Genomic DNA, 13,380 nt, shown 5'->3' on the forward strand with positions numbered 1-13,380 from the left:
AGGAGGAAGACAAAAGTGACACTCACTAGATTAAACGGTAAAATGTTCGGACAAATGGTCGCATACGGTGCAAAACATTTGTCTGACAATGCAAACATGATTGATGCGTTAAACGTATTTCCTGTACCAGACGGAGATACAGGAACAAATATGAATTTATCCATGACGCAAGGTGCAAAAGAAGTGCAAAATAACCCAAATGAACATGTTGGGAAAGTAGCTAGTCTTTTAGCTCGTGGTCTTTTAATGGGCGCTCGTGGTAATTCAGGAGTAATCTTATCGCAATTATTCCGTGGATTTTCTAAAATGATTGCAGACGAAGAAACTATTACGTCCATGCAACTAGCAAAAGCTTTTGAAGCGGGTGTAGAAACAGCCTATAAAGCTGTTATGAAGCCAGTAGAGGGAACGATTTTAACAGTTGCAAAAAAAGCAGCAAAAAAAGGAATCAGCGTAGCGAAACACGAAGATGATATCGTGGTTGTAATGGAAGAAATTTTACAAGCTGCGCAAATTGCTTTAGATCAAACACCAGAGTTTTTGCCAGTTTTAAAAGAAGTTGGGGTAGTAGATAGCGGTGGACAAGGATTAGTAACAATTTACGAAGGCTTTTTAGCTGTTTTAAAAGGAGAAGCGTTACCTGTTCGTACTGAATCAACGCCATCTATGGATGACCTTGTGCAAGCAGAACACCATCGTCATGCGCAAACACAATTATCAACAGAGGATATTAAATACGGATACTGTACGGAATTTATGGTGAAATTCGAACAGGAAAAACTCGAAAAAACACCATTTGAAGAGCAAGCATTTCGTAATAAACTAGCAACAATGGGCGACTCTTTACTGGTTGTGAATGATGAAGAACTTGTAAAAGTACACGTTCATGCTGAGCAACCGGGAGAAGTGTTAACGTATGCGCAATCTTTTGGTAGTTTAATCAATATGAAAGTTGAAAACATGCGTGAACAACATACACACATTTTAGAAGAAGCAAAACAAGCGTTTGAAGGACCAACTTCTAAAAGTGAAAGAGAAGAAGAAAAAGCATACGGCATCGTAACGATTGCTTTAGGCGATGGAGTAAAAGAATTATTTACAAGTATCGGAGCTACGCATATTATCGAAGCGGGTCAAACGATGAACCCTAGTACTGAAGATATCGTAAAAGCAGTCGAAGAAACGAATGCTCATGTCGTATATGTATTACCAAATAATAAAAACATTGTGATGGCGGCGAATCAAGCAGCAGAATTAGTAGAAGACCGTAAAGTGATTGTAGTTCCTTCTAAAACGATTCCTCAAGGGATGACTGCTTTATTAGCTTTTAATCCAGAAGATACAGAAGAAGCAAATACGAAAGCGATGACAGATGCACTACAAACCGTTAAAAGTGGGCAATTAACGTATGCAGTTCGTGATACATCCATTGACGGAGTAGAAATTAAAAAAGGTCAATTTATGGGGATTTTAGAAGGTAAAATTGTCGGAACAAATGAAGATAAAATTGAAGCGACAAAAGCACTTCTTTCGAAAATGGTCGATGAGAATGCAGAAATTGTGACAGTTCTATCTGGAGAAGACGTAACGACAGAAGAACAAGAAAAAATAGAACAATTTTTGGAAGAAACAATGGCGGATGTAGAAGTTGAATTTCATAAAGGAAATCAACCTTTATATAGTTTTATTATTGCGGTTGAATAACAAAAAGGGGGATTGGTATCGTGCCAGTCCCTTTTTTATCGTGTTAGAGGGGAGGGCGAAAGATGGAAAACATGCTCATGCAATCAGTATCGTTGATTGATGGAATCGGAAAAGGAAGTCAAGAGGCAATGCATGAGTTAGGCATTGTAACGATTGAGGATTTATTTCATTATTTTCCGTACCGTTACGAAGATTATTCATTAAAAAACATAGAAGAAATCGAACATGAAGAAAAGGTAACGATTGAAGGGAAAGTACAAAGCAATCCAATTTTAAAATATTATGGGAAAAGGAAATCGCGCTTATCGTTTCGATTGCTCGTAGAACGTTATTTAATCCACGTCATTTTTTTTAATCAATCTTATTTAAAAAGTAAAATTCAACCCGGGGATACGGTAATCGTTTCTGGAAAATGGGATAGACATAAAGCAACATTAACAGCGAAACGATTGCTTACTAAAAATGAAATTGCCATAAAGCAACTAGAACCGGTCTATACGCTTGGACAGAAATTAAAAATGACACGATTTCGCGCTTGGATGTTTCAAGCATTTAAACAGTTTGGCCCCTACATTGAAGAAACGTTACCAAAAATACATCAAGAACGGTATAAGTTAATTAGTAAAAAAAGTGCTTTGTATTACATGCACTTTCCAAAAACACATGAACATGCCAAACAAGCGAGAAGAAGAATTGCATATGAAGAATTGTTATTATTTCAGCTTAAAATGCAAGTATATCGAAAAATAGAAAGAGAAAAAACACAAGGTCAACCTTTTATTTTTTCAGATGATGCCATCCAGCAATTTATCCAAGCGTTACCGTTTGTGTTAACGAATGCACAACATCGTGTTATTCAAGAAATTATGCGCGATTTAAAAAGTGAGTACCAAATGAATCGACTTGTCCAAGGAGATGTCGGATCAGGAAAAACAGTCGTAGCGGCAGTTAGTATGTATGCGGCAAACCTTGCTAATTACCAAAGTGCGTTAATGGTTCCAACAGAAATTTTAGCAGAGCAACATGCTGAATCCCTTACTACGATGTTTGCAGATTATCCTATTCGAGTTGAATTATTAACGAGCCGGGTGAAAGGAAAAAAACGTAAGGCATTGTTAGAAGCATTGCGTAATGGGGAAATTGATTTATTAGTTGGCACGCATGCGCTTATTCAAGATGAAGTAAACTTTCAACGGTTAGGCCTTGTCATTACGGATGAACAACATCGTTTCGGGGTGAATCAACGAAAAGTATTACGTGAAAAAGGGGAAAATCCAAATGTGTTATTTATGACGGCGACTCCTATTCCGCGAACTTTGGCGTTAACTACTTTTGGAGATATGGATGTGTCTTCTATTGACGAAATGCCAAAAGGAAGAAAGCCGGTAAAAACTGTTCATGTAAAGCATGAAGCATACGGACAAGTATTAGCATTTGTCGAACGAGAATTGCAAAAAGGTCATCAGGCTTATGTGATTTGTCCATTGATTGAAGAATCAGAAAAATTGGATTTACAAAATGCCATCGACGTGTATGAAGGATTAAAACAACATTTTAAAACGCATCAAGTTGGCCTTATGCACGGTAGATTGTCTTCTGATGAAAAAGATGCAGTCATGGAGGCTTTTAGTGCGAATGAGGTGGATGTATTAGTATCGACGACTGTTGTAGAGGTAGGAGTGAATGTACCGAACGCGACAACGATGGTCATTTATGATGCGGAACGGTTCGGGTTAGCACAATTACACCAATTGCGCGGACGAGTAGGGCGTGCAAGTTTTCAATCATATTGTATTTTAATAGCCAACCCGAAATCAGAAATTGGGAAAGAACGAATGCTCATTATGACGCAAACAACGAATGGATTCGAACTAGCGGAACGAGACTTAGAATTGCGTGGACCAGGAGATTTTTTTGGGTCGAAACAAAGCGGTTTGCCACAGTTTAAAGTAGCAGATATTGTGCATGATTATCGTATGCTTGCGACAGCTCAAACGGATGCAACCGTACTTGTAACGACGAATGAATTATTCCAAAATACAGCATATGCAGCATTAAAAGAGGAATTAGAAAGAACAGGAATTTTTGACGAAATACATTTAGATTAATAAATAGTGATTGAACTTCTATCATTTTTTTTATATACTACTATTAGTACCTAGTCATAATTATGGACGGTGGATAAAATGAAACGTAGCAAAAAGGAGCGACAAGTAGAACTGAAAAAGACGATTCAAGAAAAACCATTTGTAACGGATGAAGACTTGGCGAAAATGTTTGAAGTAAGTATTCAAACGATTCGCCTAGACCGAATGGAGCTCGCCATTCCTGAATTAAGAGAGCGTATTAAAATGGTGGCACAAAAACAATTGGATGAGTTAAAGTCGCTTCAAGTGGAAGAGGTTATTGGGGAAATTATCGATATTGAATTAGATAAAAGTGGAATCTCTATTTTAGATATTCAACAAGACCACGTCTTTGCACGCACTAAAATTGCTAGGGGACATCATTTATTTGCACAAGCCAATTCTCTTGCAACGGCTATTATCAATGATGAACTTGCCTTAACGTCAAAAGCAACGATTCACTTTGTGAGACAAGTACATATTGGTGAACGAGTAGTAGCAAAAGCTCGGGTAATAGATGCACAAGATGATCGTTCGTTACGAACAATTATTGAAGTACAAAGTTATGTACGAGATGAACGTGTTTTTAAAGGGCAATTTTCTATGTACCGATCGAACGAGGAAAAGGAGTGAAAAGATGAAATTAGCAGTAGATGCAATGGGGGGGGACAATGCACCAGAAGCGCCGATTGCCGGTGTGATGAAAGCGTTGGATGCCTTTCCTAATTTAGAAGTTATACTTGTTGGAGACGAAAAAAAAATGGCTCCTTATCTGACACAAAGAGAACGATTAACGATTTTACATACAGAAGAAAAAATAGAAGGTACCGATGAACCGGTACGTGCCGTTCGTAGAAAAAAACAAGCATCACTCGTACTTGCAGCGAAAGAAGTAAAAGAAAACCGGGCAGATGCATGCCTTTCAGCAGGAAATACAGGTGCTCTTATGGCGGCAGGACTTTTTATCGTTGGACGGATGGAGGGTATTGATCGTCCTGCACTTGCTCCGACATTACCAACAACAGTCGGAAACGGTTTTTTATTGATTGATGCGGGAGCAAATATGGATGCAAAGCCGGAGTATTTAGTGCAATATGCCATCATGGGAAGTGTGTATGCAGAAAAAGTTCGTGGAGTTAAACAACCACGTGTTGGTTTGTTAAACGTTGGAACAGAAGATAAAAAAGGGAATGAACTTTGTAAACAAGCTTTCCCACTTTTAAAAGAAGCTCCGGTTCATTTTGTCGGAAACGTAGAAGCGCGCGATGTATTAAATGGTGTTTGTGACGTGCTTGTAACGGATGGATTTGCTGGAAATGTGTTATTGAAAACGGTAGAAGGGACTGCACTTTCGATTTTTTCGATGTTAAAAGAACAGTTACTAAGTTCGTTTACAAGTAAAATGGGAGCACTTCTGTTAAAACCACAATTAAAACAAATGAAAGCAAAGCTCGACTATTCAGAATACGGTGGAGCAGGTTTATTTGGCTTAAAAGCACCAGTGATTAAAGCGCACGGTTCTTCTGATCCACAAGCCTTTTTTAGTGCAATTCGTCAAGCAAAAAATATGGTGGAACAACAGGTAGTGGATAGAATTATCGAAACAATAGAAGAAATGCCTGCGAAAGGGGAATCTTAAATGAGTAAAATGGCTTTTATTTTCCCAGGACAAGGATCACAAACGGTTGGAATGGGGAAAGACGCATATGATAACCATGAAAGAGCAAAAAATATCTTTTTGCAAGCAAATGATCGTCTTGCAATGGAGTTAACGGAATATATTTTTAATGGGCCACAAGAAATACTAACACGAACAGAAAATGCACAACCTGCCTTGTTAACAATGAGTATGGCTTTGTTAGAAGTAATCAAAGAATACGACATCCAACCAGATTTTACAGCGGGACATAGTTTAGGAGAATATTCAGCGTTATGTGCTGCTGGTGCACTTTCTTTTGAAGATGCTGTGTATGCAGTGAGAAAACGTGGTTTATTTATGGAAGAAGCGTTACCTGCGGGATTTGGAACAATGGCTGCTGTGTTAGGTGGCGAGTTTACGATGATAGTAGAAACGACAAAAGAAGTAACAGCCGCTGGTGACGTTGTAGAAGTAGCAAATATTAATTGTCCCGGCCAAATTGTTATTTCTGGAACGAAAGAAGGAGTAGAAAAGGCATCTGCTCTTATTAAAGAACGTGGTGCACGCCGGGTGATTCCTTTAACAGTAAGCGGTCCATTCCATTCCTCCTTAATGGAACCTGCTGCAACTAATTTAAAAAATGTGCTAGATTCGTTAGATATTCACGATGCGACTATTCCGGTTGTGAATAATGTTCTTGCGGAAGCGATGACAAATAAAGACGAAATCAAAGAAAAGTTATTACGGCAACTTACTTCTCCTGTGCAATGGGAAAAAACCGTAGAAATGTTAATCGAGCAAGGAGTAGATACGTTTGTAGAAATCGGTTCAGGAAAAGTGTTAACTGGGCTTGTTCGAAAAGTAAACCGACAAGTACAAACATTTTCTGTCTTTGACCTTGAAACAGCTCGTGAAGTAGGTCAAAAATTAAAGGAGGCGCGCGCATGAAATTAACTGAAAAAACTGCAATTGTAACAGGAGCTTCTCGTGGTATTGGTCGAGCAATCGCATTAGAATTAGCGACACAAGGAGCAGACGTTGTTGTAAACTATAGTGGGAACGAACAAAAAGCGTTAGAAGTTGTCGAACAAATTAAACAACTTGGTCAAAATAGTATTGCAGTTCAAGCAAATGTCGATAACCAAGCATCGGTAGACGCATTAGTAAAACAAACGATAGATACATTTGGGAAAGTGGATATTCTTGTAAACAATGCGGGAATTACACGTGATATGTTATTAATGCGAATGAAAGAAGAAGATTTTGATGCGGTCATTCAAACGAATTTAAAAGGTGTCTTTTTATGTACAAAAGCGGTTACTCGTCCGATGTTAAAACAACGCTATGGTCGAATTGTGAACATTGCTTCTGTCGTTGGATTAATTGGAAACCCAGGGCAAGCGAATTACGTGGCAGCTAAAGCAGGTGTGATCGGACTGACAAAAACAACTGCAAAAGAATTAGCAAGTCGTAATATTACGGTGAATGCGGTAGCGCCTGGTTTTATTGCGACCGATATGACCGACACATTAAAAGGGGAATATAAAGAAGAATTATTAAAACAAATTCCGCTTGCTAGATTAGGGAAACCTGAAGACATTGCACATGTTGTTGCATTTTTATGTACGGATGAAGCATCCTATGTCACAGGACAAACAATTAATGTTGATGGTGGCATGGTTATGTGATAATGTACTTTTGTATATAACATACTTGAGGGGAGGTGAAAGACAATGGCAGACGTTTTAGAAAAAGTAACACAAATCGTTGTAGATCGTTTAGGTGTAGAAGCTGAAAAAGTTACACCGGAAGCTTCTTTTAAAGATGATTTAGGTGCAGATTCTCTTGATATTACAGAATTAGTAATGGAACTGGAAGATGCTTTTGATATGGAAATCAACGAGGAAGATGCAGAAAAAATCGTAACAGTGAAAAATGTAGTGGACTACATAAACAACAATAAATAATAATGCTACGTGATAAAGTCCCGCGATGAAAGCGGGATTTTATCTCAATGAACATTTTAATTTGGAGGTTGACATGGCGAAATCGTCCAATGAAACTCCCCAGAAAAAGGGGAAGTTTAAAGAGAAACGAAAGCTACGTTATCAATTAACGCAAGAGCAAAAACGCTTGTTTCAGCAGCTGCAAGAAAAGTTAAATATTTCATTTAAAAATGAACGTTTATTGTTCCAAGCATTCACCCATTCATCTTATGTGAATGAGCATCGTGGTAAAACGTATGAAGACAATGAACGGCTCGAGTTTTTAGGAGATGCCGTTTTGGAATTGATGATTTCTCAATATTTGTATAAAAAATTTCCACAAATGAGTGAAGGGGAATTAACAAAATTACGTGCTTCCATTGTTTGTGAACCTGCGCTCGTACAATTTGCGAATACGTGTTCTTTTGGTCAGCTTGTTTTATTGGGAAAAGGAGAGGAATTGACAGGAGGTCGAACAAGACCGTCGTTATTAGCAGATGTTTTTGAAGCTTTTATCGGTGCTTGTTATATGGATCAAGGCCTTGATGCCGTTTCGTCTTTTTTAGAACAAGTCGTGTATCCAAAAGTGAACAATGGTGCTTTTTCTCATGTGATGGATTATAAAAGTCAGCTGCAAGAAGTAGTACAAAGAGAAAACTATGGAATGCTAGAATATGAAATTGTCCAAGAAAAGGGTCCAGCTCATAATCGAGAATTTGTAGCGAAGGTCGGATTAGGTGAACGAGTGCTCGGTTATGGATATGGGCGATCAAAAAAAGATGCAGAGCAACAGGCAGCAAAAGAAGCATTGGATAAAGTGCAAAATGGTGATGTAGAAAAGGCATAAAAAGACCCCGAGAACGGGGTTTTTTTATGCCTTACGAAATGTACGTAATTCATCAATAATGGCATTAATTTCACTTACACTAAAAGAATCTTTTTTCGCAATCATTTCGTACACTTCTAATAATTCATCATAATATTTCATATCAATATCTTCTGGTTGAAGTACGGCGCGATTCACCATTTGTAATTTGTCTTGAATACAGGCAATCATTTTTTTAATATTTTCTTTGCTTTTTACGGAAAAATCCACGATAACACCTCTTCATTATTATGCTTGCCTTATTTTATCATATTTTTACTCATTTGATGATGATTTTATGATAAAATGACTTCGTTAACTGAAGAAGGAGGAGAAACGATGTTCCTCAAACAATTAGATATGATAGGTTTTAAATCATTTGCAGAACGTACAAGCATTGAATTTACGAACGGGGTAACAGCTATTGTTGGTCCAAATGGGAGTGGGAAAAGTAATATTATCGATGCGGTTCGCTGGGTATTAGGCGAACAATCTGCAAAATCACTTCGCGGTTCGAAAATGGAAGATATCATTTTTAATGGAAGTGATAGTCGAAAAAAGTTAAACTATGCAGAAGTGACGCTAACGTTTGATAACGAAAAACAATTGATTCCTCTTGAATACCAAGAAATAAGTATCACAAGGCGATTGTATCGTTCTGGTGATAGCGATTTCTTTATTAATAAACAATCGTGCCGTTTAAAAGACATTACTGAATTATTTATGGATACTGGAATTGGAAAAGAAGCGTATTCCACAATTGGACAAGGGAAAATCGATGAAATATTAAATAGTAAACCAGAAGAACGTCGCTCTATTTTTGAAGAAGCGGCAGGTGTACTGAAATATAAGATAAGAAGAAATAAAGCAGAACAAAAATTAGCAGAAACGAATGATAATTTAGATCGTGTAGAAGATATTTTATATGAATTAAATAATCAAATGGAGCCACTAGAGATTCAAAGTTCGATTGCAAAAGAATATGTACATACGAAAAAAGAACTCGAAACGTTAGAAGTAGCATTAATGGCCCACGAGATTGAACAATTTTATCATACGTGGGAGCGGGAAACGAAAGAAAAAGATCGATTGGAAGACACATATATTCAACAAACTACCGAATCGACAACATTAGAACAACAAGTGGAAAAAGAAAAAGCAACCATTCAAACATTAGACCAATCGTTAGAAGGACTTCAAGAAGTATTGATGGATGTGACAAATAAATTAGAAAAGTGTGAGGGAAGAAAAAAAGTTTTAGAAGAAAGAACGCATCATGCTGCATCGAATCGACAACAATACGAGACACAATTGGAAGCTTTAAAAGGAAAACAAGCTAGTCAATCAAAACAGAGAGAAGAAAAGAAAACACAAGTACAAAAGTTAAAACGTGACGTTCATACGATAGAAATGTCCATTGCTGAAAAAGAAAAAGAATTGGCATCATTAGAAGAAAATATCGAGGACAAAATCGAGCAATTAAAAAATCGTTATTTTGATTTATTAAACGAGGAAACGACCTTAAACAATGAAAAACGGTACATTGAGGCAGAATCGACAAAACGACATGTGAAATATGAACGAATCGATCAAGAATTACATGACATGAACGAAAAAAAACAAAAACGATTCGAAGCACTTCAATCATTACAACAAGAACTTGAACAGCTACAGAATAAGCAGGAGATGCTACAGCAAACGATTGCAGCTAGTGAATCAGAGCTTCATACATTAGAAGTAGAATTGGTGAATAGAGAAGAACAAAAGCAAAAAGCACAGCGGATTATTGAACAATGTAAAACAAAAAAAGAAATGTTAGAATCCATGAAAGAAGATTATGCTGGATTTAATCAAGGTGTTCGAGCTGTTTTAAAACATCGTCAGACGTTACTAGTAGCAGGAGCAGTTGCGGAATTACTACAAGTTCCTAAAAAGTTTGAAACTGCAATAGAGATGGCGTTAGGGGCAAGTATGCAACATATTGTAACGAATACTTCCTCTGATGCAGCACGTGCTATTCATTATTTAAAACAACAACAGCTAGGGCGAGCAACATTTTTACCGTTAGATGCGATAAAACAACGGTATGTCGATGTGCATGACGTAGCCCAAATTTCTAGTGAACATGGCTATATTGGTGTAGCAAGTAGTTGTGTAACATGTGATCCGATGTACACACTAGTAAAAGAACATTTATTAGGTTCCATTTTAATAACGGAAGATTTAGCATCGGCACAAATAATTGCGAAACGATTGCGATATCGATATCGGATTGTGACGCTAGAAGGCGACATCATAAGTCCTGGCGGCTCGATGACGGGGGGAAGTATTCGAAAAAAATCAAGTTCCCTTCTCAGTCGCACGCGGGAGTTAGAACAAGTAATCGAAACGACAGAGAAAATGAATGTCCAGTTGGAACAACTAACGGTCATTACGCAAACTATACAAGCCAAAAAAGAAACTATTACAACCAATTTACACAATGCAACTGAACAATGGGAAAAGGTACAAGAAGCATATGAAACAACGAAAGAAATGTACCGTGAACATCATTATGAATATCAACTGTTAGAACAACAGCTTCATATGTATGAAGTAGAAAATGCGGATTTTGTGAAACAAAAAGAAACGACAGAATCACGTATCATAGAAATTGATCGTACGCTTGAACAAATTATGCGGCAAAAAGAACAATTAACAAGTCACATGGATCGATACGAAACGAAAAAACAACAAACAACGAAGCAAAGAGAACGACTTCATATGGAACTAACGAATGAAAAAATTGAACATTCGAAAAGGCAGGAGCGGTTGTTATTTTCAGAAACAGAATTAAAACAAATCATGCAAGCCGTTAAACAAATCGAACGAGAAATAAACGATTTATCTGAAAATTTACAAGTGTTGTCGATGTCAGAAGAAGAAACCGATGAAAATAAAGAAACAATCAAAGAAAAAATTGCTCAATTATTTACTCAAAAGGAACAAATTATTGATGAGATTAGAAATAAACGGCAAGAACGACTTTCTTTTTCTCAACATGTGCAAGATGAAGAATTACGTTTAAAAGAAATGAAACGTGAACAAAAACAAATACAAGAATTTCTTCGGGAAAAAGAATTAACAATAGAACGAGTGACCGTCGAATTAGATCACCGTTTAGATCGTTTAAATGAAACATATAAATTAACGTTTGAACGAGCGAAACAAGAGTATCCATTGACGGTAGCAGAAGAAGAAGCGAAAAAACGAGTGAAATTATTGCAAAAAACAATTGAAGAGTTAGGGAATGTCAATATCGGGGCGATTGAAGAATTTGAACGAATAAGAGAACGCTTTGACTTTTTACATGTACAAAAAAACGATTTAGAAGAAGCAAAAAACACATTATTAACAGTCATTGATGAAATGGATATTGAAGTGAAAAAACGATTTAAAGAAGCATATGATGAAATTCGCCATCATTTTCAACATCTGTTCACTCAATTGTTTCACGGGGGAGAAGCTGATTTGTTATTAACTAATTCAGAGGATTTATTACATACTGGAATTGAAATTGTCGCGAAACCTCCTGGAAAAAAACTGCAACATTTAGCGCTTCTCTCTGGCGGAGAACGTTCGTTAACAGCTCTTTGTTTATTGTTTGCAATGATTGAATATCGGGCCGTTCCATTCGTCATTTTAGATGAAGTAGAAGCAGCGTTAGATGAAGTGAATGTTGTTCGTTTTGGCCAATTTTTAACTCGTTTTAGCAAACGTACGCAATTTATTGTGATTACGCATCGTAAGGCAACGATGGAACAAGCTACTATTTTATATGGTGTGACGATGCAAGAATTAGGTGTCTCGACGATGATGTCAGTGCAATTGCAAGAATCATTACAATTAGTACAATAAGAAGTGTAACGATTAAAGGAGGAAGAACAATGGGGTTTTTTAATAAGTTAAAAGAAAAAATTACGAAACAAACCGAATCTGTAACGGAAAAATTTAAGTCAGGACTAACGAAAACGCGGGAATCATTATCCGAAAAAGTAAATGATTTAATTAGCCGTTACCGTAAAGTAGACGAAGACTTTTTTGATGAGTTAGAAGAAATTTTAATTAGTGCCGATGTAGGTGCAGTGACGGTCATGGATTTAGTAGATGAATTAAAAGATACGGTGAAAAAACGCAACATTCAAGATCCAAACGAAGTAAAAGAAGTGATTTCAGAACAATTAGCGGAAATGTTACAAAAATCAGATGATGAAACGACGTTACACATCCAACAAGATGGATTAACGGTTATATTATTTGTAGGTGTAAACGGAGTTGGGAAAACAACAACGATTGGGAAATTAGCGCATAAATTTAAACAAGAAGGCAAACAAGTGATGTTAGCAGCTGGGGATACGTTCCGGGCTGGTGCGATTGAACAATTAGAAGTATGGGGAGAACGGGCTAGCGTTCCAGTGATTAAACATCAATCAGGTTCTGATCCAGCGGCGGTAATGTACGATGCTATTCAAGCGGCTAAATCACGCGACGTTGATATTTTACTTTGCGATACAGCAGGTCGATTGCAAAACAAAGTAAATTTAATGAAAGAATTAGCGAAAGTAAAAACAGTTATTTCACGTGAAATCCCAGGAGCACCACATGAAGTTCTTTTAGTGCTAGATGCGACAACGGGGCAGAATGCGATGAGCCAAGCGAAAACATTTGGAGAAGCAACCGATGTATCTGGTATTGTTCTTACAAAACTGGATGGTACAGCAAAAGGTGGAATTGTACTGGCGATTCGTCACGAATTAGACATTCCGGTAAAATTAGTCGGTCTAGGAGAAAAAATAGATGATTTAGAAGAATTTGATGCAAATCAATTTATTTACGGATTATTCTCTGGCATGTTTGATTCAGACGAAGAAAATCAAGAGACAGAAAAAGAGTAAAAAAGTAGTTCCAACAACCGTACTTCTTTCATAAGTTTTATTTGTTTTCTAGTGAGTGTTCCTTGTTTTGGGAGGAAGAGATAAAAAATGAAAAAAAACTTGACAAAAGGTTCTTCCCGTTGTAGTA

At 37.1% G+C, this 13,380-nt stretch carries 11 protein-coding genes; 10 read left to right on the plus strand and 1 reads right to left on the minus strand.

Translation table 11 applies throughout. The annotated features are described in order from the left end of the window. The first annotated feature begins 15 nt into the window (after positions 1–15). The 8 genes from BN1372_RS05350 to rnc all read left to right on the plus strand — a co-directional run bounded on the left by BN1372_RS05350 (position 16) and on the right by rnc (position 8,301). Positions 16–1,704 (plus strand): DAK2 domain-containing protein, encoded by a 1,689-nt coding sequence (locus tag BN1372_RS05350; protein WP_062197817.1) that lies wholly within the window; start codon positions 16–18, stop codon positions 1,702–1,704. A 62-nt stretch (positions 1,705–1,766) separates the two neighbouring features. After that, positions 1,767–3,812, plus strand: a complete 2,046-nt coding sequence (gene recG / locus BN1372_RS05355; protein WP_062197818.1) for an ATP-dependent DNA helicase RecG — start codon at positions 1,767–1,769, stop codon at positions 3,810–3,812. A gap of 78 nt (positions 3,813–3,890) precedes the next feature. Next, the gene (gene fapR, locus BN1372_RS05360; RefSeq protein ID WP_062197819.1) at positions 3,891–4,463 is read left to right on the plus strand and encodes a transcription factor FapR; all 573 of its coding nucleotides are present in this window, start codon (positions 3,891–3,893) and stop codon (positions 4,461–4,463) included. Positions 4,464–4,467: 4 nt separating this feature from the next. Beyond that, complete coding sequence (gene plsX / locus BN1372_RS05365) at positions 4,468–5,469, plus strand: phosphate acyltransferase PlsX (RefSeq protein ID WP_062197820.1); 1,002 nt, start codon at positions 4,468–4,470, stop codon at positions 5,467–5,469. Continuing rightward, the gene (gene fabD / locus BN1372_RS05370) at positions 5,470–6,417 is read left to right on the plus strand and encodes an ACP S-malonyltransferase (protein WP_062197821.1); all 948 of its coding nucleotides are present in this window, start codon (positions 5,470–5,472) and stop codon (positions 6,415–6,417) included. Beyond that, positions 6,414–7,157: a 3-oxoacyl-[acyl-carrier-protein] reductase gene (fabG, locus tag BN1372_RS05375; RefSeq protein ID WP_062197822.1), complete on the plus strand. Its 744-nt coding sequence runs from the start codon at positions 6,414–6,416 to the stop codon at positions 7,155–7,157. The genes fabD and fabG overlap by 4 nt, the downstream gene beginning before the upstream one ends. A gap of 45 nt (positions 7,158–7,202) precedes the next feature. After that, complete coding sequence (locus tag BN1372_RS05380) at positions 7,203–7,436, plus strand: acyl carrier protein (RefSeq protein ID WP_062197823.1); 234 nt, start codon at positions 7,203–7,205, stop codon at positions 7,434–7,436. A gap of 73 nt (positions 7,437–7,509) precedes the next feature. Continuing rightward, positions 7,510–8,301 (plus strand): ribonuclease III, encoded by a 792-nt coding sequence (rnc, locus tag BN1372_RS05385; RefSeq protein WP_062197824.1) that lies wholly within the window; start codon positions 7,510–7,512, stop codon positions 8,299–8,301. Between the two features lie 24 nt (positions 8,302–8,325). Here rnc and BN1372_RS05390 read toward each other — a convergent pair whose 3' ends face one another. Then, positions 8,326–8,550: a DUF1128 domain-containing protein gene (locus BN1372_RS05390; RefSeq protein ID WP_062197825.1), complete on the minus strand. Its 225-nt coding sequence runs from the start codon at positions 8,548–8,550 to the stop codon at positions 8,326–8,328. 108 nt (positions 8,551–8,658) lie between these two features. Here BN1372_RS05390 and smc point away from each other — a divergent pair, with 108 nt between their 5' ends. Beyond that, on the plus strand, positions 8,659–12,216 hold the full coding sequence (smc, locus tag BN1372_RS05395; protein WP_062197826.1) for a chromosome segregation protein SMC: 3,558 nt from the start codon (positions 8,659–8,661) through the stop codon (positions 12,214–12,216). A gap of 29 nt (positions 12,217–12,245) precedes the next feature. After that, positions 12,246–13,253, plus strand: a complete 1,008-nt coding sequence (gene ftsY, locus BN1372_RS05400) for a signal recognition particle-docking protein FtsY (RefSeq protein ID WP_062197827.1) — start codon at positions 12,246–12,248, stop codon at positions 13,251–13,253. Positions 13,254–13,380: the final 127 nt, after the last annotated feature.

The organism is Massilibacterium senegalense (genome assembly GCF_001375675.1).
Taxonomy (GTDB): Bacteria; Bacillota; Bacilli; order Bacillales; family Massilibacteriaceae; genus Massilibacterium; species Massilibacterium senegalense.